The organism is Achromobacter sp. UMC46 (genome assembly GCF_014170335.1).
Taxonomy (GTDB): Bacteria; Pseudomonadota; Gammaproteobacteria; order Burkholderiales; family Burkholderiaceae_B; genus Achromobacter.
Map to the genome: position 1 here is coordinate 337,763 of NZ_LZZS01000004.1, position 22,382 is coordinate 360,144.

The following is a 22,382-nucleotide window of genomic DNA, read 5'->3' on the forward strand; positions in this document are numbered from 1 at the left end:
GCAGGGTCGACGCTCAGCCGCCGTCGCCACGCCGCCACGCGCCGGGCGACACGCCAACCACGCTCGCGAACACCCGCGTCATGTGCGACTGATCGGCGAAACCGCAGAGTTGCGCCACCTCGGAAATCGACCGCCCCGGCGTCCGCAGATATTCCTTGGCCTTCAGCACCCGTTGCTCAAGCAGCCAGCGGTGCGGCGTGGTGCCGACCGTCTGGCGGAACGCCTTGATGAAATAGCTGCGAGACAAGCCGCATTCCGTCGCGATGTCCGCGATGGATCCGTCTTCGCGCAACGCCGCCAGCAGCATGTCCTTGGCGCGCGCTTCCAGTTTGCGCGACAGCACGCGGCCGCCACGCGATTCCGCCCATCCGGAAGTGGCGCCGGCCCCATACTGCGCCAGCACGTGCGTGCCCATGGCCAGTCCCAGGTGTTCGACGAACAGGCCGCTGCTTTCCGATGGCCGTTCAAGCACCGTGGCCAGCACCTGCGCCAGATGCGCCAACACCGGATCCGGCTGCCCCGCGCACGGCGTCAGGCAACTGATGCGTGGTCCGCCCTTCTCGTCGTTGATGCGTTCGATGAAGGCGCGCGACAGTTCGACCAGCACGAAGTCGAACCCTCCCAGCAGGTCGGCGCGGTAATCATCGGAAAAATCCCGGATATAGATCGCGCCCGGGTCGAAGTCGTGAGTCGACGTCCAATGGCCATGCGAAATCCGGCGCTGGTGCCCCGGCCGCATCGCCACGCCGACCAGAAAGCCCCGGTCGGAAGCCGGCATGTCCACGCGGCCGAATTGTGCATTGTCCGTGCGCTTGCGGTAGAACGTCAGGCCCGCCCCTTGATATTCCTGACTCAATGCCAATTTGCTGGCGGCGCAGCCCAGCGCATCGGCGCCAGGCAAGGGGGCGAGATCGGCGGGCGGGGATGGGCGGGCAGGCATGGTTGGATAGGTTTCCGTAGACACGCGGTGCGCAAACCTTAGCGCGGCAACGCCGGTCCCGGCGTCAACGGTCCGACGGGTTGCCCCGGCCGCGACGGCATGGGCGGCAATTTCGGTTGGCTGGGGCCGCTCCAGGCCGGCGGATTGCCGCGGTCCGCGCCCGGCGTCCCCGGGGCGGGATAACGCGCCCCCCCGCATGCCGTGCCCAGGCAGGCGGGAGGCGCCCTGCCCGGATCAACCGTCCGAGGGCAGGACGTGCCCACGCAATTGTCGGGCAAGGTGCGCGCCGATGGAGGCGGTTGCGGAACGTCCGGCATGCCGTCCCGCGCGACGGCCGGGCTGCAGGCCAGCGCCATCCATGCCGCCAAGATCAGGGTTTTCATCGCCATGCCTCCAGGGACCTTACGCCTTCGAGTGTGCCTCCATCCTCCCCCCGTCGCAAGATGGAAACGCCCTTCGCGCGAACTTGCCCGCGCCCGGGCTTCAAGGCTTTTCCCGCGACCGCACCTGAAATCAATGGCGCCAAATTTGGATTTTATTTACGCCGCGTAACGGGGATGTCATCTGCGCTGCCTAGACTGGCGCCGCTGCAACATTCAGTCGTTATTCAACAGAACGACAGCCGTTCCACAGCCCCTTCATCTTCTCTCGATCCCATGCCGAACCCCTTCCCGTTCGGGCGCAGACCTGTCGCCCGCGCCCTCGCTTTTTCCTTGATCAGCCTGCTGGCTGCCTGTGGCGGCAACGACGACGACGATACCGCGCCGCCCGCGCCGCCGCCGGTCACGCCGCCCGTCACGCAACCGGAACAGCCTGCCGGCACGCAGGTGGCGTTCATGCCCGACATCCATTTCCATGACGTGTACGCCACGTTCAAGGACGGGTCGTTCCCGGGCGTGCCGAACCAGAAGACGGGCCGCAATGCGACGATCCGGACGATGCAGGCGCAGATGACGTCCACCCGACTGTTCAACGAAAACTACTTCGCGTTCCTGGCCGCACTGGATGACGCCGTGGCGCGCGGCGTGAAGTTCATCGCCCTGCCCGGCGACTTCTCGGACGACGGCCAGCCGGTGCACATGCGCGGCTTCCAGAAGATCCTGGACGACTATCACGCCCGCTACGGCATCGAGTTCTTTGCCGCGCCCGGGAACCACGATCCCAACCGGCCGCTGGCGCGCGCCGGCGGCAAATCCGACTACCTGGGTTTTGATTCCGCCACCGGCCGCCAGGGCGCCCAGCAGGCCATCTACAGCCGCGGCGGCAACGCCGATTGCTCGACGGGCTATGGGGGCGATTGGGCCAAGGTCAACAACACGTATTGCACGGAAGAAGTGCAGGAGCTGGGCTACGCCGGCATCACCGAATCGCTGGCGCAGCACGGCTTCATGCCCAAGCCCGCCTACCGCTACTACGAAACTCCGTACAGCAACTACACGTACAGCGGCTACTCGTACGAAAAGGCCGTCGCGCAGGCCAACTGGGCCACGCGCCAGTACGAGATCTGCAAGGAAGGCACGGGCGGCGCCTACCGCCAGCCCAGCTACACCCTGTGCCGCTCGGTGCCGGACACGAGCTACGTCGTCGAACCGGTCGAAGGCGTGTGGCTGGTCGCCATCGACGCCAATGTCTACGTGCCCACCGGCCCGGGCGCCAACGACTTCGCCGGCTCCGGCGACGCCGGCTACAACAAGATGCTGACGCACAAGCAACATGTCATCGCCTGGCTGAAAGACGTGGTGGCGCGCGGCAAGGCGTCGGGCAAACAGGTCGTGGCCTTCAGCCATTTCCCCATGAGCGAATTCTTCAACGACGCCTCCGACGACATCACGGCGCTGCTGGGCGCGGGCAAGATGCAGATGGTGCGCCGCCCGGCCGAAGACGTGACCCGCGCACTGGCCGAAACCGGCCTGCAGATCCACGTGGGCGGCCACATGCACTTCAACGATACCGGCGTGCGCCACTACGACGGCGACCATGCGCTGGTCAACATCCAGGCGCCGTCCATGGCGGCCTACGTGCCTGCCTACAAACTGCTGCGCATGAAGCCGGACAGCACGGTCGAAGTCGAAACCGTGCGCATGGACGAGGTGCCGCGCTATGACGAACTGTTCGAGCACTACCGCGCCGAACACGCCTTCTTCACGGACTTCCCCGCGCAGATCCCGGGCGGCACGCTCTGGAGCGCCTCGATCCTGGACGCCCGCAACTACGCCGATTTCAGTTCGCGCTATATGTCCGAGCTGGTGCGCCTGCGCCTCTTGAACGATGACTGGCGCTGCGAAATGCGCGAACTGGTGAAAAGCCCCTTGAACGGCTCGCACCTGCTTGTGCTGTCGCAACTGCAGACCAACGTCACGCAGAAGGAACTGGCCAACACCGGCGGGCAGGGCCTGTTCTCGACCGCGTTCTTCGGCTGCCTGGCTGAAGCGGGCGGCGCGGGTGCCGCCAACCCCGCCTACGCCACCGACTACGCCGCGGCCGAAGTGCGTGCCCGCGCCTTGGCGCAAGCCAACGGCATGCGCCTGGAAGACTTCGACGCCTGGAAAGCGCTGGACCTGGCAGGCGACTTCGTGCGCCTGGCCAATGCCGGCGACCTGGCCTTCGCGGATATCCCCGCCGCGCGGGCGCGCCAGTACAAGCTGTTGGCCCAGGCCCTGCAATCCACCAACGCCAACTTGCTGATGAACGGCAACCAGGTGCGCAACGACAATACCGCCGCGGCCGTGTTCCAGGCGCGCTTCAAGCCCCTGATGGCGATCCTCCTGAAACTGGCGGCCGGCGCGCCGACCCGCCACTTCATCGTCGACCTGAAGACCAACACGTTGACGGACATGACGGCAGAGGTTTCGCCGTTCTGATCCTGGCCCTGCCATGAAGCGCCGCGAGGCGCCGCGATTCCGGTCGCGGCGCCTCGCGGCATATCGAACACCAGAAAATCAATCCAGCCGGATATCCGCGCTTTGCACTACCTTGGCCCAGCGGGCGCGCTCGCTGCTGAAGAACTGGGCAAGCTCGGCGGGATTGCGGGTCACGATCTCGGCGCCCTGCTCGTTCAACTGCGCCTTCACGTCCGGCTGGTTGACGATCTGCGCCATCAGCATCGCCAGCTTTTCCGCCACCGGATCCGTCGTCGTGACCGGCGCCATCACGCCTTGCCACGTGCCGGATTCGAATCCCTTGACGCCTTGTTCCGAAATGGTCGGGATGTCCGGCACCAGCTGCATGCGTTCGCCCTTCGAAATCGCGATCGGCCGCAGCTTGCCCGCCTTGATGTGCGGCAAGGTGGCCAGCAGCCCGTTCATGATGACCTGCGTCTGCCCGCCGATCGTATCCGTCACCGCCTGCGAACCGCCCTTGTAGGGCACGTATTCCCACTGGGCGCCGGTGGCCTGCTGCACCGCCACCGCGGCCAGGTGCGGCGCGCTGCCGATCGCCGTCACGGCGAAATTCAGGCGTTGCTGCTTCGACAACGCCACCAGTTCCTGGACGGTCTTGGCCGGCACGTCCGGATGCACGGCCAGCACGTGCGGCGAATACGCCAGCATGCTGACGGCGCGCAGGTCCTTGGACGGGTCGAACGACAGCTTGGTGTAGACCGACGGGCTGATCGCCAGCGCGCCCACGTCACACAGCAGCACGGTATGGCCTTCCGCGGCCGACTGCACGACCAGGCCCGCGCCCAGATTGCCGTTGGCGCCGGGCTTGTTCTCCACCACCACGGTCTGCTTCAGCGCGTCGGCCAGGCGCGGCGCCAGGATGCGGGCGATGATGTCCGACGATCCACCGGGCGGATACGGCACGATGATGCGCACCGGCCGCGTCGGCCAATTGGCGGCAGCGGCGGCTGTCGATGCGTTGGCCTGTCGCGCCCAGGCGGGCACCCACGGCGACAGGCAAATCGCCGCGGCGCCGCCCAGGAACTGCCTCTTGCTTGAATCCATGCTGTCTCCACTCGGTTTGATGTGTTGTCGGTAAAACTGGCGCAGGCGGCTGTCTCGCCGCCTTGCGTGGCATTCAGACGGCGCCCCGCGTTCGACATACAGGGCGTACAGGGAATGGCTGCTGGCCATGATGCGGTCCGCCAGCACGGTGACGGACCCGCCGTACTCTGTCCGCGTGACGCGTCGCGTCAGGTGCTCGCAGGCCAGCGCGCGGCGTCGCTCAGGTCACCGGGCCGGGATTGAACAGCGCCAGCGCGTTGTGCAGCTTGAGTTTTTCCGCACAGGTCTGCTGGCGGCCACTGGCCACATCCAGCATCAGCCGGAACAGTTCCCAACCCACGTCTTCGATCGTCGCCTGGCCGGTGGCGATGCGTCCGGCGTTCACGTCCATCAGGTCATGCCAGCGGCGCGCCAGGCTGTCGCGCGTGGCCACCTTGATCACCGGCACTTGCGCCAGCCCATAAGGCGTGCCGCGGCCGGTGGTGAAGATATGCAGGTTCATGCCCGCCGCCAGCTGCAAGGTGCCGCAGATGAAATCGCTGGCGGGCGTCGCCGCGAATATCAGACCCTTTTGCGTCAGGCGGTTGCCGGGCGACAGCACGCCGTGGATCGGCGACGAGCCCGACTTCACGATCGACCCCATCGCCTTTTCGACGATGTTTGACAAGCCGCCCTTCTTGTTGCCCGGGCTGGTGTTGGCGCTGCGGTCGGCCATGCCCCGCTGCAGGTAGTCGTCATACCAGGCCATCTCGCGCACCAGCGCGTCCGCCACCTCGGGCGTGGCCGCGCGCGCCGTCAACTGGTCGATGCCGTCGCGCACTTCGGTGTTCTCGGAAAACATGACCGTGCCGCCCGCCCGCACCAGCAAGTCCGTCGCAAAGCCCACGGCCGGGTTGGCGGTCACGCCGGAAAACGCGTCGCTGCCGCCGCACTGCACCCCGACGGTCAGGTCCGACACCGGGCAAGTCTCGCGCCGGCGCGCATTCAGCTTTTGCAGATGGCGTTCCGCGGTACGCATGATCAGGTCGATCATGGACTGGAAGCCGATGTTCTCTTCGTCCTGCAGCACGATGGTGTCCACGCCCTCGCCGTCGGCGCCCATGCCGTCGCCGGCCCGGATCGGGATCGCGCCTGGCGCCAGCAGCCGTTCCGGCTGCAGCTTTTCGCATCCCAGGCTGACCACCATCGACGTGCCGCCGAAGTTGGGGTTGCGCGCAATGTTGTGCAAGGTACGGATGGGGATCGCCGCGCCCGGCGCATCGATGGCCACGCCGCAGCCGTAGGTGTGTTCGATGCCCACCACGTCGTCCACGTTGGGATAGCGCGGCAACATTTCCTGCCGGATCCGCGCCACGGCGTGTTCGACCACGCCCTGCACGCACTGCACGGTGGTGCTGATGGCCAGGATGTTGCGCGTGCCCACGGTGCCGTCCGCGTTGCGATAGCCCTCGAAGGTATAGCCTTCCAGCGGCGGCAACGGCGCAATGCGCGTGCCCACCGGCAGATCCTGCAAGGTGCGCGCCGCGGGCATGGTCGTCACGCGCTCATTGATCCAGCTGCCGCGCGGCAGGGCTTTCGCCGCAAAACCGACCACCACGTTGTAGCGCACGACGGCGTCGCCTTCGGCCAGGTCGGCCAGCGCGACCTTGTGCCCTTGCGGCACCGTGTCCACCAATTGCAGCCCGTCCGGCAGCACGGTGCCGGCGGGCAAGCCGCCTTCGTTGGCGACGATGGCCACATTGTCCTGCGGGTGAATCTTGATAAGCACGGGCGCTTGGTCTGCCGCAACCTGCATGAAGAATCCTTTTGCGTGGGGATGCGCATTAGGCTGCATCCGAAACGTTATCGTACAACTAAGAGAATATCCTTGAACCAGATCAAAAATAAATTTCGGGTTTCCCCTTGCCTACAAGTCACCTCATAGGGAAACAGGCCTTGAAACGAATAAATTCATGTTGTACGATGACTTACCTTTAAAGCTTGCCTTTTAAACCCGCCCACCGTTCGGCGCCCCCCATGCAGGCCCGCAACGGACACACCGGACGATCGCGCTATGACCACCCCGCAGGAACTCAAGGAAATCGTGTCGGAAGGATTGCTCTCCTTCCCCGTGACGGACTTTGACCAGAACGGCGATTTCAACGCCAAGACCTACGCCGCCCGCCTGGAATGGCTGGCCCCGTATGGCGCCACCGCCCTGTTCGCCGCCGGCGGCACCGGCGAGTTCTTCTCCCTGGCCCCCCAGGAGTACTCGGACGTCGTGCGCACTGCCGTCCAAACCTGCGCCGGCAAGGTGCCCATCCTGGCCGGCGCCGGCGGCCCCACCCGCACCGCCATCGCCTACGCCCAGGAAGCCGAACGCCAAGGCGCCAAGGGCATCCTGCTGCTGCCCCATTACCTGACCGAAGCCTCGCAGGACGGCATCGCCGCCTACGTCGAACAGGTCTGCAAGTCCGTCAAGATCGGTGTCATCGTCTACAACCGCGCCCAGTCCCGCCTGTCCGCCGACAGCCTGGCCCAGTTGGCCGAACGCTGCCCCAACCTGGTCGGTTTCAAAGACGGCATCGGCGACATCGAAGCCATGGTCCGCATCCGCCGCAAAATGGGCGATCGCTTTTCCTACCTGGGCGGCCTGCCCACCGCCGAGGTCTATGCCGCCGCCTACCGCGCGCTGGGCGTGCCGGTGTATTCGTCGGCCGTCTTCAACTTCGTGCCCAAGACCGCCATGGACTTCTACCGCGCCATCGCCGCGGGCGACTCCGACACCACCAACCGCCTGCTTGACGATTTCTTCCTGCCCTACCTGGAAATCCGCAACCGCAAGGCCGGCTACGCCGTCAGCATCGTCAAGGCCGGCGCCAAGCTCGTCGGCCACGACGCCGGCCCCGTGCGCGCCCCGCTCACCGACCTGACCGGCGAAGAGCAGGAAATGCTCAACGCCTTGATCAAGAAGCTCGGGCCCCAATAAGCCGCCCGCCCGGCACGCCAGATCGCCACGCATTCATGCCCCCGGTTCGGGGGCGTATTTTTTCGGAGAATACTCATGACTTTGACCGGCCAAATGCTGATCGGCGCCACCGCCGTCCTGGGCTCGGGCGCCGCCCAGCACGCCATCAACCCCGCCACGGGCGAACGCCTGGAACCGGGCTTTCCGGCAGGCTCGTCCGACGACGTCGCCCGCGCGGCCGAATTGGCCCGCGCCGCTTTCGATCCCTACCGCGCCGCGCCGCTCGAGACCCGCGCGCAATTCCTGGAAAGCATCGCGGAAGGCATCCTGGCACTGGGCGACGCGCTGATCGAACGCACCCGCGAGGAAACTGGTTTGCCCATCGCCCGCCTGCAAGGCGAACGCGGCCGCACCGTCGGCCAACTGCGCCTGTTCGCCCGCGTGGTCCGCGACGGCTACTTCCTGGACGCCACCATCGACCCCGCCCAGCCCGACCGCCAGCCCCTGCCGCGTGCCGACCTGCGCCTGGCCAATGTGCCGCTGGGCCCCGTGGCGGTCTTCGGCGCCAGCAACTTCCCGCTGGCATTCTCGGTGGCCGGCGGCGACACCGCGTCCGCGCTGGCCGCAGGCTGCCCCGTCATCGTCAAGGCCCACAACGCCCACCCGGGCGCCTCTGAAATGGTCGGCCGCGTGATCCAGGCCGCCGTCGCCCGCCATGGCCTGCCGGAAGGCACGTTCTCGCTGCTGTTTGGCGCGGGCAGCGAAATCGGCACCGCCCTGGCGACGCATCCCGCCATCACCGCCGTCGGCTTCACGGGTTCCCGCCGCGGCGGCCTGGCCCTGGTTGCCGCCGCCAACGCGCGTCCCGTGCCGATTCCCGTCTACGCCGAAATGTCCAGCATCAACCCGGTGTTCCTGATGCCGGCCGCGCTGGAGGCCCGCGCCGAAACCATCGCCCGCGGCTTCGTGGATTCGCTGGCCCTGGGCGTCGGCCAGTTTTGCACCAACCCGGGCCTGGTCATCGGCATCGAAGGCCCCGCGCTGGAACGCTTCCGCCAGGCCGCCGCGCAAGCGGTCCAGGCCAAGGGCGCGGCCACCATGCTGACCCCGGGGATCTTCGCGGCCTACCAGGAAGGCGCCGACGCGCTGGCCAAACACGCCAGCGTCGCCACCCTGGGCCGCGGCGAAGCCTCCAAACCGGCCGCCAACGCCGCCGGCGCCGTGCTCTTCGGCACGCAGGCCGACCGCTTCCTGGCCTCGCACGAACTCGAAGCCGAGGTCTTCGGCCCGGCCTCGCTGGTGGTGGCCTGCAAAGACATCGCGCAGATGAAGGCCGTGGCCGAACATCTGGAAGGCCAGCTCACCGCCACGCTTTTCGTGGACGACGCCGACGTGGCGCCGGCGCAAACGCTGCTGCCCGTGCTGGAACGCAAGGCCGGCCGCATCCTGGCCAACGGCTATCCGACCGGCGTCGAAGTCAGCCACGCCATGGTGCACGGCGGCCCTTTCCCCGCCACGTCGAACGCCGCCTCCACGTCGGTGGGCGCCACGGCGATCCGCCGCTTCCTGCGCCCGGTCTGCTATCAGGACCTGCCCGACGCGCTGCTGCCCGACGGCGTGAAGCGCGGGAATCCGCTGGATCTGATGCGCATGGTCGACGGCGTGATGACGGCTGGCTGACGCCGGACACGGGGGTATGGCCCAGACATGGCGACGTCGCGCCCCCAAAAGACGGATCGAAGGGCGCGGCCAGTCGCTTCGGGATCCTTACCCCTACGCCCCGCCCTGGGGCACTTCGCGCGGCAGGTCCACCCGGAAATGCGTCAGGCCGTCTTCCGACGACGCACCGATGCGCCCGCCGTGGCTCAGCACGATCTGCTGCGCGATGAACAGCCCCAGGCCCAGCCCCTTGTGGCCTTCGGAGGGGCGGTCGCCGCCGCGGAACGGGTTGAACAGGTGCGGCAGCAGCGCGGGGGAAATGCTGCCGCCGTTGCTGACCGTGACGGATACACGGTCCGGCGCCGTGCCATCCATCCGGATCCGCACGGGAACGTCGCCGCTGCCGTGGTGCAGCGCATTGCCGACCAGGTTCGTGAACACCTGGCACAGGCGCTCGGCATCCCAGGCGCCGGCCAGGTCGCCCACGCACTCGCATTCGATCCGGCGGTCGGGGTAGCCGGTCTGCACTTCGTCGACCGTGCGCTGCAGCAACGCGTCCAGGGCGATCCAGGCCGGCTCAAGCGTCAGGCCGCCTGCCTGGCGGATGCGCGTCACGTCCAGCAGGTCGTCGATCAGGCGCGCCATGCGCTCGCTGCTTCGAAGCATGCGTTGGGCCAGACTAGCCACGCGCGCGTTGTCGTTCTGCCGTTGCAGCAGCGCCGCCCCCATCACGATCGATTGCAGCGGAGTCCGAAGGTCGTGGCTCAGGACGGCCATGAACATCTCGTTGATCCGCAAGGCTTCCGTGCGTTCTTCCAGCTGCTTGGCCAACGCGCGCTTGCGCTCGTGCAATTCGAAGAAGACGTTCGCCTTCATGCTCAGCATGTGCGGATCGATGGGCTTGTACAGGAAATCCACGGCGCCGCTCTCGTAGCCGCGGAATTGCCAATTCCGCTCACGCGAGCCGGCGGTCATGAAAATCAGCGGGATGTGTCGGGTACGCTCGCTGCCACGGATCAGTTCGGCCAATTCAAAGCCGTTCATGTCGGGCATCTGCACGTCCAGCAGCGCCAGTGCCACGTCGCCATGATGCAACAGCAGCTCCAGGGCTTCCGGCCCGGATTGCGCCTTCAGCACTTCGACCCGGCCGCTTTCCAGCAGCGCTTCCAGCGCGATCAGGTTTTCCGGGACGTCGTCGACCAGCAGGCACTTGATGCGTTCGTCTTGCGGTTTGGCGGATGTCAGGAACATGGTGTCGGAACAGGTAGGAGGTTACGGCAGGCGCGGCGCGCGCAGTTGGGCGAACAAGGTGGCGATTTCGGCAGGCGTCAACGCGTCGTGCGCGGGCTGGCGCGCCAGGGCCGCTTCAGGCATCACGGGCATCGCGGCGCTGGACGGTGCCTGCACCACGCTGCGGCCGCCTGCGGCATGGATCGCCGCCAGGCCGGCTGCACCGTCGTCGTTGGCGCCGGACAACAGCACCCCCAACAGGCGCTCGCCATAGCTGTCGGCGGCGGACTCGAACAGCACGTCGATTGACGGCCGCGAAAAACTCACCGGTTCGCCGACCGACAACGCCAGCCTTGGGCCCTGGTCCACCAGCAAGTGGTAGTCCGGCGGCGCGAAATACAGATGGCCGGGCCGTATCGGCAGCTGGTCCTCGGCCTCCAGCACGGTCAAGGCGCAACGATCGCTGAAAATATCGACAAGCAGGCTGCGGCGGTCGCGTACCAGGTGCAGCACTACGATCACCGCCGCGTCCAGGCCGGCCGGCAAGGCGGGCAGCAGCACGTTCAAGGCGTCGATGGCGCCGGACGATCCGCCGATGACGATCGCATCCCACGGGCAAGCCGCCGCCTGCGCGCGCGAATCGGGTGCGCCCGCGCTCACAGGCCCGCCTTTTTGCGGTAGATGCGGTCTTCCAGCACGAAATCGTCGAAGTTGCCGGCTTGGGCGGAAAACCGCAGCGACTCCCGGGAACCCAGCCCCAGGAATCCTCGGTGGACCAGCGCGTCATGGAACAGACCCAGGGCCCGGTTCTGCAGATCGCGCTCGAAATAGATCAAGACGTTGCGGCACGAAATCAGATGGACCTCGGCAAACACGCTGTCCGTGGCCAAACTGTGGTCGGAGAAGACCATGTGCTCGCGCAGCCGCTTGTCGAACACCACCCGCCCATACCGCGCGGTGTAGTAGTCCGACAGCGAGCTGCGGCCGCCGGACCGGGCATGGTTCGAGGAGAAAGCGGCCACCCGGTCCATATCGAAAATGCCCTGCTCCGCCGCGCGCAGCGCATGCGGATTGATGTCGGTCGCGTAGATCAGCGCGCGGTCGAGCAACCCCTCTTCGGCCAGCAGGATCGCAAGCGAATAGACCTCTTCGCCCGCGCTGCATCCAGCCACCCACACCTTGATCGACGGATACGTGCGCAGGATGGGGATCACCTCGTTGCGCAGCGCCAGGAAGTACCCCGGGTCGCGGAACATGTCGCTGACCTGCACGGTCAGGAACTGCAGCAGCGCGGTGAACACCGGGGGGTCGTGCAGCACCCGGTCCTGCAATTGCGACAGGGTCTTGCAGTCGAACTGCGTCAGCGCGGTTTGCAGGCGCCGCTTCAGCGACGCCTGCGCGTACTCGCGGAAGTCATAGTGGTAATGGTGATAGATCGCATCGAGCAGCAGTCGTTGCTCGATGTCTGCGATGCGCGCTTTGGTGGAGGATGGCATGACGGGTACTCGATGGAACGTGGCGCGGGCGGGCGGGCCGCCCTCTAGCTGCGCATCCAGACGCGGACGAGCGACAGCAGGCGCTCCACGTCCAACGGCTTGGCGATGTAGTCGTTGGCCCCGGCCGCCAGGCATTTCTCCTGGTCGTCCTTCATGGCCTTGGCGGTCAGCGCGATGATCGGCAGGCGGCGCCACTCGGGCCGTTTGCGTATCTCGCGCATGGCCGTGTAGCCGTCCATCTCGGGCATCATGATGTCCATCAGCACCAGGTCGATGGCGACCTGGCCGTCAGTTCCGGCGCGCTCCAGCGCGTCCAGCGCTTCGCGGCCGTTGCGCGCGATCTCCACGCGCAGGCCGGTGGGCTCCAGGATGCTGGAAAGCGCAAATACGTTGCGCACGTCGTCCTCCACCACCAGCACCGTGCGGCCCTCCAGCGCGGAGTCGCGGCTGCGGGCAAGTTCCAGCATCTGGCGATGCTCGGGCGGCAACTCGGCTTCCACCTGGTGCAGGAACAGCGTGACTTCGTCCAGCAGGCGTTCTGGCGAACGCGCGTCCTTGATGATGATGGACTTGGAGAAGCGGCGCAGATGCTGCTCTTCGTCGCGCGACAGCGCCCGGCCCGTATAGACGATGACCGGCGGGAACGACACGCCCTCCTGCTCGGTCATCTGCTGCAGCAGCTCGTAGCCGCTCATGTCGGGCAGGTTCAGGTCCATGACGACGCAGTCGAAAGTCGTCTCGCGCAGCAGCGCCAGCGCGTCGGCCGCCGTGGCCGCCGGTGCGATCTCGACGTCGTTGCGCGCCAGCAACTGGCGCACGCTTTCGCGCTGGCGGTCGTCGTCCTCGACGACCAGCACATGCCGCACGTGGCGCGTGAACTTGGCCTCCAGGTGCTGCAACGCGTGGATCAATTCCTCGCGCTTGACCGGTTTCAATGCATAGCCAGCCGCGCCGCGGCCCATCGCTTCGCGGGCATAGTCGGTCACCGACACCACGTGGACCGGGATATGCCGGGTCTGCGGATTGCGCTTCAACTGGTCCAGCACGCCCAGCCCCGAGAAATCGGGCAGGTTGATGTCCAGCACGATGGCGTTGGGCCGTTCCCGCGCCGCCAGCGCCAGGCCGTCGGTCGCGGTATGGGCCACCAGGCAGCCGAAGCCCATTTCGCGCGCCAGGTCGGCAAGAATGGCCGCAAAGCGCTCGTCGTCCTCGATGACGAGGATGCTGCGTTCCGGCTGCGGACTGGCGTCGCCGGCCGCCATGGGGGCCGGTGGTGCAGCCTGTGCTGCGGCCAGTGGCGCGACGGGCTCTCGGCGGGACGCCACGGGCGCCGCCTGGGCGGGCGCGAATGGCACGGCGGGCGCCACCACGCTGCGCGCGCCCGGCACGGACGGCGCGCCCTCCAGGCGCAGAGGCACTTCCAGCGTGAACACGCTGCCTTGCCCAGGCGTGCTCGTCACCGAAATGCCGCCGCCCAGCAACGCCGCCAGATCGCGCGAGATCGACAGCCCCAGCCCCGTACCGCCGAACTTGCGGTGCGTGCTGCCGTCGGCCTGGCGGAAGGCCTCAAAAATCAATTCCTGCTGATCGGCCGGCACGCCGATACCCGTGTCCTGCACCGCAAACGACAACCTGTCGCGCCCGGTGCGCGACACCCGCAGGGCGACCGTGCCGCGCTGCGTGAACTTCAACGCATTGGACAGCAGGTTCTTCAACACCTGGCCCAGACGCTGGGGATCGGTGTACAGGGTGGCGGGCACAGCCGGATCGATGTCCAGTTCCAGCGCCAGCCCCTTGTCCTGCGCCATCGGCCGCAGCGGCTCCAGCAAACGTTGCAGCATCGGCGCGACGGCCACCTGCTCGACCTCCAGCGTGGCCTGCCCGGCCTCGATTTTGGACAGGTCGAGGATGTCGTTGATCAGTGTCAGCAGGTCGCTGCCGGCGGAATAGATGGTCTGCGCGTACTTGATCTGCTCGGGGCTGAGGTTGCCGGGCTTGTTGTCCGACAGCAGCTTGGCCAGGATCAGCGTCGAATTCAACGGCGTGCGCAGTTCGTGGCTCATGTTGGCCAGGAATTCGCTCTTGAACTGGCTGGCCTGCGACAGTTCGCGGGCCTTGTCGGTCAGCGCGTCCTGCACGCGCAGCAATTGCTCGGCTTGCGCTTCCAGATTGGCGTTGGTCTGCTCCAGCTCGGTCTGCTGCAATTCCATGCGCGCCTGCGACTCTTGCAGGATGCGGCTCTGCTGCTCCAGCTCTTCATTGCTGACGCGCAACTCTTCCTGCTGGGTCTGCAGCTCTTCGGCCTGACGCTGCGTTTCCTCCAGCAGCGCTTCCAGGCGGGACCGGTCCTGGCCCGAACGGATCGCCGAGGCCAGCATTTCCGAGGCGCCGTCAAGCAGGTTGCGCTCGCTCTCGCCCACCGGGTGGTTGAAGCCCAGCTCGATCACGGCGTATACGCGCCCGTTCTGAATGGCGGGCGCCAGGACAAGCTCGGCGGGGGTGGAGCGGCCTGTGGCAGAGGCCACTTCAAGGTGTCCGGCAGGCACGTTGCGCACATGCAGCAACCTGCGCGAACTGGCGGCCTGCCCGGCCAGGCCTTCGGCCGACTGGATCTTCCGCGCCAGCCGCTCGGGCGGCATCGCGAAGCCGCCAAAAAGCTCCAGTTCGCCGCTGCTGCGGTCGACCACGTACCCCGCGCCCACGTCGGCGTCCAGATACTCCGCCAGATAATCCAATGCGCGCTTGCCGATCTCGTCCAGGCGGTGATCCCCCTGCAGCCGCATGCTCAGGCCGGATAGCCCGGCCGTGACCCAGGACTGGCGCGCCTTGGCCCGGTACTCACGCATGGTCATGCCGGCAGACGCCAGGATCAGCACCAGCAGCAACGCCGAACCGCCCCACGAGTAATAGGTCGACGTGGAGGCGGCGGCGGCCCAGGCTTCCTTGCCTTCGGTCAGTTCGTCCATTTGCCGCGCATACAGGTCGCCGACCAGGTCCCGCAACCGGTCCATTGCCTCTTTGCCCGAATCCGTCCGCACGACGGCCATCGCGCCTTCCACGTTGCCGCCCTTGCGCATCTCGACGGTGTCGTGCAATTCCGTCAGTTTTTGCCGCGTGATGCCTTCGATGTCGCTGACGATGCGGCGTTGCGCCGAATCGTTGGACGCCGCCTCTTTCACCAGGGCCAGGCGCTGCTCGATCAGGCCCAACGAGCGCAGGTACGGTTGCAGGTAGGTCGCGTCGCCCGTCAGCAGATAGCCTCTTTGGCCGATCTCGGCATCTTTCAACGCCGAGTTGAACAGGCTGAGCTGGCGCAGCGTCTCCGTCGTCCGGTCTACGGCCTTGACCGCCTGCTGGCGGGTGTCGGCAGAGCGCACATTGACGAAGGCGATGACCAGCGTGGCCAACGCCGCCGTCACGAATCCGGCCAGTAGCGTCCGGGGAAAGGCATAGCGGGCGGAAGGCTGCGACGACGGATTCGGCATGGTAGCGGGTGGCTTGCTCAATATAGGGGGATGCGGCCAAGCGGTACAGCGTTGCGGACGCCCGATGGAACAAGGCGCGGTCGCTGCAGTGGCCTAAGCGGTGGACTATACCTGTTTTGGCAGCACGCGAAAGCGGACCGGCGCCTCGCACAATAGGGATGATGCGCCCGACGCGGAATCTCGTTAAAGTCAGCCTCACGCATTGACCCTGGCGAGCCCGAATGGTCGCGACACATCGAATCCATGACTGACCTATCCCCCTTCCCCGTCATCATCGTCCTGGCCGCTGGCGCCGGACGTCGGTTCCGTGAAGCAGGCGGATCCGGCAGCAAGCTCGATGCCGACCTCCTGGGCCGGCCGGTCCTGGAATGGACGCTTGCCGCCGTACGCGCCAGCGGCTTGCCCTGGATGACGGTGGAACGGCCGGAATCAGAGCCCGAGGCCTATGGCATGGGCGATTCCATCGCCCGAGGCGTGGCACGCCAGCCGGATGCGCCCGGCTGGCTGATCCTGCCGGGCGACTTGCCCTTGATCGACCCCGCCAGCCTGATCGGCGCCGCCCGGTCGCTGCGCGAGGCGGCGCGTGCCGAACCCTGGACCGTGGTGCGCCCTGACGTGGGCATGGCGGATGGCACGGCCCAGGCCGGCCATCCCGTGGGCTTCGGTCCGGCATGGCGCAGCGCGTTGCTGGAACTGCGCGGGGAATCCGGCGCCATGCCTCTGGTACGCAAGGCCGCCCAACAGGGCACCCTGCATCTTCTCGCCTCCCGCGACGCGGGATGCGTGCAGGACATCGATCATCCCGACGACCTCATCCGGGCAGAAATGGCGTTGCAGGGCCGCCTTGCCTGACACCGGGCGAGCGCCGGACGCAGACCGACCGCTGCACCCCGCGCTAGCGTATCGGCCATCCGTACATCAGCCCCCCGTCGCGCCATTGCGCGTTCAACCCGCGCGGCAGTTTCATCGCGCTGGCCAGCCCCAAATTGCGGTCGTAGCTTTCGCTGTAGTTGCCCACTTGCTTCAGAACGTTGTAGGCCCACCGGTCATCCACGCCCAGGTTGCGGCCCATCCCGGGCGTCACACCCAGGATGCGCTGCACGTTGGGATTGGTGCTCGCCATCAGGGCATCCACGTTTTTTGAAGTAATGCCGAATTCCTCGCCCTCCAACAAGACGTTCATCGTCCAGCGGACCAGCGTGAACCATGTGTCGTCGCCCTGGCGCACCATGGGGCCCAGCGGGGTCTTGGCGATGTTCTCGTCCAGGATCAGATAGTCGTCAGGGCGTTCCAACGTCGTGCGCGAGGCGGCCAGTTGCGACTTGTCCGACGTGAACGCGTCGCAGCGCCCAGCCGCGAACGCGCGCAAGATCTCGTCGTACTTTTCAATGACGACGGGCCGGTAGCGCAAGCCCTGCGCCCGGAACCAGTCGGCAAGATCCAGTTCCGTCACGGTTCCCGGTTGCACGCAGATGGTCGCGCCGTCCATTTCCTTCAACGACTTCACACCCAGCTTGCGCGGCACCATGACGCCCTGGCTGTCGTAATAGTTCACCACGACGCCGATCAGCCCCAGCGTCGTGTCGCGCGCCAGCGTCGGCGTGGCATTACGCGTCAAGACGTCGACTTCGCCCGACTGCAACGCCGTGAAGCGGGCCTGCGTGGTCGGCGGCGTCACCTTGAACCGGGTCGCATCGTTGAACACCGCCGCCGCGATCGCGCGGCACATGTCCACATCCAGGCCTGACCACTGGCCACGGCTGTCCGGCGCCGAAAACCCCAGGATGCCCGTGGATACGCCGCATTGCACGTACCCGCGCTTTTTCACCGTCTCAAGCGTGGCGCCGGCATGGGCCGGCCACGCCGCCATGGTCAGCACAGCCCCCAAGGCCAGCGCGCGGGCGCCGGATATCAACGTTTTCATGATGAAGCTCCTGGCGCCGCGAACCGGCGTCCACTGGGAAAGGTAGAGAAAGGCCAGAAGGCGATCAGGCCGCCTGCGCACGCGGCCGCGCCAACTTGGACACGCTTTCAGTCAACGCCTGATCCAGGATCGTGACGGCCCGGTCGATCTCGTCATCGGTGACGGTCAGCGGAGGCGCAATACGCCACACCGAACCCCGCTCCGGACGCCGCCGGATGTTCATGGACAGCCCCAGCTCGAAGCACCGCTGGGTGGTCAGCGCCCCCAGCTCGTGGTGCGCCTGGCGCGTTGTGCGGTCCTGCACCAATTCGACGCCCAACAACAGCCCCAGGCCGCGCACGTCTCCGATCCATTCGTGCCGCTGCTGCAGTTCCAGCAGGCCCCGGCGCAGATAATCCCCTTGCGTGCGGGCGCGAGCGATCAGGTCTTCCCGCTTGATGGTCTCCAGAACGGCCAGCCCGACGGTCGCCGGCAAGGGATCGGAGACATGGCTGGTGTAGAACGTGAACCCCTTCTCATGCACATTCTGTTCGATGGCCGGCGTGGTCACGGCGGCAGCAAGGGGCAGACCGCCGCCCATCGTCTTTGACAGGCTCATGATGTCGGGCGTGACGCCGAAGTACTCCGACCCCGTGCGGTAGCCGATGCGGCCAAACGCCGTCTGCGCCTCGTCGAATATCAACAGCATGCCACGGGCGTCCGCCGCGGCGCGCAGCGCCTGCATATAGGACTTGGGCGGCACCAGCACGCCACCGGCGCTGATGACGGGTTCGACGATGATGGCCGCGGGGCGTCCCGCCGATGCCATATCGAACATCTTCAGACCGATTTCCAGGCAGGCAAGCGCGGATTGCTCGGCGTCCAGGCCCGCCAGATACGGACGGTAGCTGTTCGGTTCGGGCACCACGAACACCCCTGCGGGCGGGACGCCGTACCCTTTGCGGTCGCTGGCATACGAGACGGATCCGGCACCGCTGGTCACGCCGTGCCAGGAACCGCCCACGGCCAGGATCTCGAAGCCGTCCGTGTGCATTTTCGCCATGCGCAGGGCAATCTCGTTGCTCTCGGACCCGGTGTTGACGAAGATCGATTTGGACAGGCCGGGCGGCATCCAGTCCCGCGACAAGGTCGACGCCAGGCTGGCGACCACCTCCGGAATCATGCCGCTGAAGAAATGGAATGCCGTTTGCCCAGCCTGATTGACGGCTTCGACGATCGCCGGATGGTTGTGGCCGATGGTCGCGCACATCTGCCCTGACGTGAAGTCCAGGATTTCGCGGCCGGCATCGTCGCGGACCACGGTGCCGCGCGCCGACTTGAACAGGTTGGGAAAGGTGTCGCCGCCATAGCGGATCAGGAATTCTTTGGCAGCGGCACGCAGGGTTTCATCCATGTTTACACTCCGGGACGGGTGGGATCCAATGCGGAATCCCCTGGACGCAGTGTTTGCCTTACGGCCCTTGCGCGTCCAATGCGAAGTGCGCATGCGGGCCCATGCGTGGCACGCATGGGCGATGCAAAATAGGAAACGACAGGCATGGATACCCGCTGGCTTCAAGACTTCATCACGTTGACGGAGCTGCGAAACTTCACGCGCGCGGCCGAAGCCCGGAATCTCTCGCAGGCCGCATTCAGCCGACGCATTCAAAGCCTGGAGCAATGGGCAGGCGCGCGCCTGATCGACCGGTCCACGTTTCCGACGCAATTGACCGAGTCCGGCGAACGCTTCCGTTTGGCGGCGATGGAGCTCGTGAACCAATTGGCCGAAGCCCGTGCAGGCATCGGCGGCGTTCCGGCCCGCAATCAGTTGCGGTTGGCTACCTCGTATTCGCTGGCTACGGCCTACCTGCCGGATTGGTGGATCCGATGGAGCGCCGGCCAGCACTGGAGTTGCCAGCTGCAGACGGGCAACGTGCATGACACCGTGTCCGCCTTCACGTCGGGCGCTGCCGATCTGCTGATCTGCTTTCATCAGGTCACGCAGCCCCTGCCGCTCGACACCGCGCGCTATGAGCGTCTGGAGCTGTGCACCGAGCTGATCCGCCCGTATGCGGCCCGCACGCTGCTCGAGCGCACAGCCCTGGATTTGCCGGGAACCGCCGGCGAACCCGTCCCGCTATTGATGTATTCGCCGAACGTCTATTTTGCACGGCTGATCGAAGCCGCGATCGAGGGCGCCGAGCAGCCCGTGCATGGCGTGCGCGTGTTCGAAGCCGAAATGTCGGACGTGCTGGGCGATATGGCGGCCCAAGGCCTGGGCGTGGCGTGGTTGGCCGATAGCGCCTTGCGTCGACGCGGCGATCAGGCGCTTGCGCCGGTCGCCAATCGGGCGTGGGATGTCGAAGTCTCCGTCCTCGCCTTCAAGGAAGCGGCCGATACGCGCCCCGTCGTCAGCGAACTTTGGGAGAAAATGCGTACCCTTACCGCCGCCCTACCCCTCGAAGCGGCTCCCTGAATCGCGGTCGCGCTCGTACCGCCGGGTCAGCGGAAACGGCGGCAACCAGGATTCCCGGCGGATGATCCAGCTTTCGTAGGTCGGCGTCAGTTGGTCGGGGGCATCCAGCGACCCCAGGTTCACTTCGACCTCGTCCCCCGTGCGCCCGAACAGCGTCGACCCGCAGCGCGGGCAGAAATGCCGCCCGGCATAGTCGCGCGTCGCCCCTTCGATGGTCACCGCATCCCGAGGAAAGATCGCGGACGCATGGAACAGCGCCCCATGATGCTTGCGGCAATCCATGCAGTGGCAAAGGCCCACCCGATAGGGCTGCCCCAACGCCACGATGCGCACATCGCCGCACAGGCAACCGCCGGTGAATCGTTCCATGCTGTGTCTCCTTGAAGATTCTGCATTCGATGAATGGTTCCAGCCATTTTGCTTCCCGTTCTCCGCCCCGACGTGCTTGATATCGGCTGCGGCACCGGCGAAGGCTTGCCCGCGAATTCGAAAACAGTTTCATTTCGCCCTTTCCGCGAAAAACAAAAATGCCCATTAATTAGTGCGCAGTTTGGAAAAGAGTTTCCCATATTCGGTTTTTTTGACAGAATGAATCGCGGATTCCCTTTCACAAGGCGCATGAGAAAAGTGAAAACTTCACTCGACCGGGCATTACGCCATGCGCGTCGGCATTGGCGTGAATTTCTGCTAGGCATCGCAATTGTTTTTACGACTGCGGCAGCCGCATGGCTGTACTCGCATGGCTGCGAACGGGCGGAACGAGCCGCGCTGGCCATTGGCGGAACCCTGGTCGGCATGCTGTTGCTGGGCATCCTGGTCTGTAAGCGCTAGTCCTGATTACCGACCTGCAGCGATACCGGTCCAATACCCCCGATCAGTTTTCAAATGGAATTCGAATTCTCACGCCCAGGGTTTTCCTGATGGCCTGGGATGATTATCGAATTGCACATTGGCATTATTTCTATCCGCACTGGCCTTGACGATAGCCAGAAGTGAAAACTGGCTGCATGCCCGACATCGAATATCGAAGGGCGTGTCGACAATATTATTCAATAATGTAACGGCATCGAATGCCCGCCCCAGAATAGTGCACCCGCTTTGGTATTCACATGGGCCTCGACATGCTTTGCCTTGGCGGCGGCTAAAAGCCGCCGCCCTGCGACCGGGCTTCCCTGCCGTCTATTGCAATCGCAGATTCCCGTCCGCGATGATCTTCGCCCATTTGGCTTGTTCAGCGATCTGGAACGCGGTGAACTCCGCAGGCGTGTTCGGCGTGTAGGCCAAGCCCAGGCCCTTCATCTTGCCGTTGACATCCGGCTTGGCGATGATGGCGGCGATGGCCTTGTTCAGGCGGTCCACCACGGCCGGCGGCGTGTTGGCCGGCGCGTAGATGGCTTGCCAGCTGCTGACGTCGAAACCCGCGACGCCGGCTTCCTGCATCGTCGGCACATCCGGCATCACGTCGGTGCGCTTGGCCGACGTCACCGCCAGCGCGCGCACCTTGCCGCTTTGCACGTAAGGCAGCGCGACCAGCGCGGTTTCGAACGAGCTGGGAATCTGCCCGCCGATCAGGTCCTGGATGGCGGGCGCGCTGCCGCGGTACGGCACGTGGGTCAGGTGGGCGCCCGTCAACTGCTTGAACACTTCGCCCGACAGGTGCTGCGACGTGCCCTGCCCGGCCGAGCCGAAGGCGATGGTGTCCGGGTTGGCCTTGCCCGCGGCCACCACGTCCTGCACGGTCTTGTACGGCTGGCTGGCGCCCACCAGCAGCACGTTCGAGATGCTGCCCAGCAGGATGACCGGTGCGAAATCCTTGGCCGCGTTGTAGTTGATGCCCGGCAGCAGCGACGGGTTGATCGCATGCGTGGCGATCGTGCCCAGCAGCAAGGTGTAGCCGTCGGGCTTGGCCCGGGCCACGGCGTCGGCCCCCAGCACGCCGCCTGCGCCGCCCTTGTTCTCGACCAGCACGGTCTGGCTCAGGCTGGCGCCCAGTTCCTGCGCGATCAGCCGGCCCAGGATGTCAGACGTGCCGCCGGCGGCGAACGGAACCACCAGCGTGATGGGCTTGGCCTTCGGCCAATCGTCGGCGGCGTGGGCGCCGGTGCTCAGCGCGGTCAATGCCAAAGCGGCGAAAGTGCGGCGCAACAAAGGGAATGCCTTCAAGCTTGTCTCCTGAAAGGATAGATCGATTTCTATCTTGTACGTTGTCGTATGACTTCGGAGAAATGGAGAATACCGGCGCCTGGATCTGCTTTCAATCTAGGGTAATTCCGCATTTGTCACGGCCTGCCCGATCGTGTCG

Annotated in this window: 18 protein-coding genes; 6 read left to right on the forward strand and 12 right to left on the reverse strand. The window is 66.0% G+C overall.

Translation table 11 applies throughout. The annotated features are described in order from the left end of the window. Positions 1-13: 13 nt before the first annotated feature. Positions 14-940, reverse strand: a complete 927-nt coding sequence (locus A9973_RS04405) for an AraC family transcriptional regulator (protein ID WP_183012551.1) — start codon at positions 938-940, stop codon at positions 14-16. 38 nt (positions 941-978) lie between these two features. Next, complete coding sequence (locus A9973_RS04410; protein WP_183012552.1) at positions 979-1,323, reverse strand: hypothetical protein; 345 nt, start codon at positions 1,321-1,323, stop codon at positions 979-981. 273 nt (positions 1,324-1,596) lie between these two features. Between A9973_RS04410 and A9973_RS04415 the strand changes: the two genes are divergently transcribed. Next, entirely contained in the window at positions 1,597-3,801 is a 2,205-nt protein-coding gene (locus A9973_RS04415) for a metallophosphoesterase (RefSeq protein WP_183012553.1), read from the forward strand. A gap of 78 nt (positions 3,802-3,879) precedes the next feature. On the opposite strand, the gene A9973_RS04420 is transcribed toward A9973_RS04415, so the two are convergent. Both A9973_RS04420 and garD read right to left on the reverse strand, forming a co-directional pair. Further along, positions 3,880-4,884 carry a tripartite tricarboxylate transporter substrate binding protein gene (locus A9973_RS04420; RefSeq protein WP_183012554.1) on the reverse strand — a complete coding sequence of 335 codons (1,005 nt, stop codon included), beginning with the start codon at positions 4,882-4,884 and terminating at the stop codon, positions 3,880-3,882. Positions 4,885-5,104: 220 nt separating this feature from the next. Next, positions 5,105-6,679 carry a galactarate dehydratase gene (garD, locus tag A9973_RS04425; protein WP_183012555.1) on the reverse strand — a complete coding sequence of 525 codons (1,575 nt, stop codon included), beginning with the start codon at positions 6,677-6,679 and terminating at the stop codon, positions 5,105-5,107. Between the two features lie 258 nt (positions 6,680-6,937). Between garD and kdgD the strand changes: the two genes are divergently transcribed. Together kdgD and A9973_RS04435 are read left to right on the forward strand one after the other, a co-directional pair. Beyond that, positions 6,938-7,852 (forward strand): 5-dehydro-4-deoxyglucarate dehydratase, encoded by a 915-nt coding sequence (kdgD, locus tag A9973_RS04430; protein WP_183012556.1) that lies wholly within the window; start codon positions 6,938-6,940, stop codon positions 7,850-7,852. 75 nt (positions 7,853-7,927) lie between these two features. Then, complete coding sequence (locus A9973_RS04435; protein ID WP_183012557.1) at positions 7,928-9,511, forward strand: aldehyde dehydrogenase (NADP(+)); 1,584 nt, start codon at positions 7,928-7,930, stop codon at positions 9,509-9,511. Positions 9,512-9,604: 93 nt separating this feature from the next. Here A9973_RS04435 and A9973_RS04440 read toward each other — a convergent pair whose 3' ends face one another. From A9973_RS04440 to A9973_RS04455, 4 genes are read right to left on the reverse strand one after another with little or no spacing between them, the layout of a single operon-like run. Next, complete coding sequence (locus tag A9973_RS04440; protein ID WP_183012558.1) at positions 9,605-10,741, reverse strand: hybrid sensor histidine kinase/response regulator; 1,137 nt, start codon at positions 10,739-10,741, stop codon at positions 9,605-9,607. 21 nt (positions 10,742-10,762) lie between these two features. Beyond that, complete coding sequence (locus tag A9973_RS04445) at positions 10,763-11,380, reverse strand: chemotaxis protein CheB (protein ID WP_183012559.1); 618 nt, start codon at positions 11,378-11,380, stop codon at positions 10,763-10,765. After that, positions 11,377-12,216, reverse strand: a complete 840-nt coding sequence (locus A9973_RS04450) for a protein-glutamate O-methyltransferase CheR (protein WP_183012560.1) — start codon at positions 12,214-12,216, stop codon at positions 11,377-11,379. The genes A9973_RS04445 and A9973_RS04450 overlap by 4 nt, the downstream gene beginning before the upstream one ends. 44 nt (positions 12,217-12,260) lie before the next feature. Continuing rightward, positions 12,261-15,701 (reverse strand): response regulator, encoded by a 3,441-nt coding sequence (locus A9973_RS04455; protein ID WP_183012561.1) that lies wholly within the window; start codon positions 15,699-15,701, stop codon positions 12,261-12,263. 243 nt (positions 15,702-15,944) lie between these two features. On the opposite strand from A9973_RS04455, the gene A9973_RS04460 reads away from it, so the two are divergent. Continuing rightward, positions 15,945-16,553, forward strand: a complete 609-nt coding sequence (locus A9973_RS04460; RefSeq protein WP_183012562.1) for an NTP transferase domain-containing protein — start codon at positions 15,945-15,947, stop codon at positions 16,551-16,553. Between the two features lie 43 nt (positions 16,554-16,596). Here the strand turns inward: A9973_RS04460 and A9973_RS04465 are convergent, their stop codons facing one another. Continuing rightward, positions 16,597-17,625, reverse strand: coding sequence for an amino acid ABC transporter substrate-binding protein (locus A9973_RS04465; RefSeq protein ID WP_183012563.1), 1,029 nt, complete (start codon positions 17,623-17,625; stop codon positions 16,597-16,599). Between the two features lie 64 nt (positions 17,626-17,689). After that, positions 17,690-19,018 carry an aspartate aminotransferase family protein gene (locus A9973_RS04470; protein ID WP_183012564.1) on the reverse strand — a complete coding sequence of 443 codons (1,329 nt, stop codon included), beginning with the start codon at positions 19,016-19,018 and terminating at the stop codon, positions 17,690-17,692. Positions 19,019-19,162: 144 nt separating this feature from the next. Between A9973_RS04470 and A9973_RS04475 the strand changes: the two genes are divergently transcribed. Continuing rightward, the gene (locus tag A9973_RS04475; protein ID WP_183012565.1) at positions 19,163-20,080 is read left to right on the forward strand and encodes a LysR family transcriptional regulator; all 918 of its coding nucleotides are present in this window, start codon (positions 19,163-19,165) and stop codon (positions 20,078-20,080) included. Here the strand turns inward: A9973_RS04475 and A9973_RS04480 are convergent. Continuing rightward, complete coding sequence (locus A9973_RS04480) at positions 20,057-20,449, reverse strand: GFA family protein (protein WP_183012566.1); 393 nt, start codon at positions 20,447-20,449, stop codon at positions 20,057-20,059. The two genes, A9973_RS04475 and A9973_RS04480, sit on opposite strands and share 24 nt — an antisense overlap. A gap of 33 nt (positions 20,450-20,482) precedes the next feature. On the opposite strand from A9973_RS04480, the gene A9973_RS04485 reads away from it, so the two are divergent. Next, complete coding sequence (locus A9973_RS04485) at positions 20,483-20,911, forward strand: hypothetical protein (RefSeq protein WP_183012567.1); 429 nt, start codon at positions 20,483-20,485, stop codon at positions 20,909-20,911. A gap of 348 nt (positions 20,912-21,259) precedes the next feature. Here A9973_RS04485 and A9973_RS04490 read toward each other — a convergent pair whose 3' ends face one another. After that, positions 21,260-22,243: a tripartite tricarboxylate transporter substrate binding protein gene (locus A9973_RS04490; protein WP_183012568.1), complete on the reverse strand. Its 984-nt coding sequence runs from the start codon at positions 22,241-22,243 to the stop codon at positions 21,260-21,262. Between the last annotated feature and the right edge of the window lie 139 nt (positions 22,244-22,382).

Coding starts and splice junctions, on each gene's coding strand:
- A9973_RS04435 (WP_183012557.1), top strand. CDS start 7,928: ATGACTTTGACCGGCCAAATGCTGATCGGCGCCACCGCCGTCCTGGGC.
- A9973_RS04480 (WP_183012566.1), bottom strand. CDS start 20,449: ATGGAACGATTCACCGGCGGTTGCCTGTGCGGCGATGTGCGCATCGTG.
- A9973_RS04485 (WP_183012567.1), top strand. CDS start 20,483: ATGGTTCCAGCCATTTTGCTTCCCGTTCTCCGCCCCGACGTGCTTGAT.
- A9973_RS04470 (WP_183012564.1), bottom strand. CDS start 19,018: ATGGATGAAACCCTGCGTGCCGCTGCCAAAGAATTCCTGATCCGCTAT.
- A9973_RS04455 (WP_183012561.1), bottom strand. CDS start 15,701: ATGCCGAATCCGTCGTCGCAGCCTTCCGCCCGCTATGCCTTTCCCCGG.
- kdgD (WP_183012556.1), top strand. CDS start 6,938: ATGACCACCCCGCAGGAACTCAAGGAAATCGTGTCGGAAGGATTGCTC.
- A9973_RS04440 (WP_183012558.1), bottom strand. CDS start 10,741: ATGTTCCTGACATCCGCCAAACCGCAAGACGAACGCATCAAGTGCCTG.
- A9973_RS04420 (WP_183012554.1), bottom strand. CDS start 4,884: ATGGATTCAAGCAAGAGGCAGTTCCTGGGCGGCGCCGCGGCGATTTGC.
- A9973_RS04450 (WP_183012560.1), bottom strand. CDS start 12,216: ATGCCATCCTCCACCAAAGCGCGCATCGCAGACATCGAGCAACGACTG.
- A9973_RS04415 (WP_183012553.1), top strand. CDS start 1,597: ATGCCGAACCCCTTCCCGTTCGGGCGCAGACCTGTCGCCCGCGCCCTC.
- A9973_RS04475 (WP_183012565.1), top strand. CDS start 19,163: ATGGATACCCGCTGGCTTCAAGACTTCATCACGTTGACGGAGCTGCGA.
- A9973_RS04405 (WP_183012551.1), bottom strand. CDS start 940: ATGCCTGCCCGCCCATCCCCGCCCGCCGATCTCGCCCCCTTGCCTGGC.
- A9973_RS04460 (WP_183012562.1), top strand. CDS start 15,945: ATGACTGACCTATCCCCCTTCCCCGTCATCATCGTCCTGGCCGCTGGC.
- garD (WP_183012555.1), bottom strand. CDS start 6,679: ATGCAGGTTGCGGCAGACCAAGCGCCCGTGCTTATCAAGATTCACCCG.
- A9973_RS04465 (WP_183012563.1), bottom strand. CDS start 17,625: ATGAAAACGTTGATATCCGGCGCCCGCGCGCTGGCCTTGGGGGCTGTG.
- A9973_RS04410 (WP_183012552.1), bottom strand. CDS start 1,323: ATGAAAACCCTGATCTTGGCGGCATGGATGGCGCTGGCCTGCAGCCCG.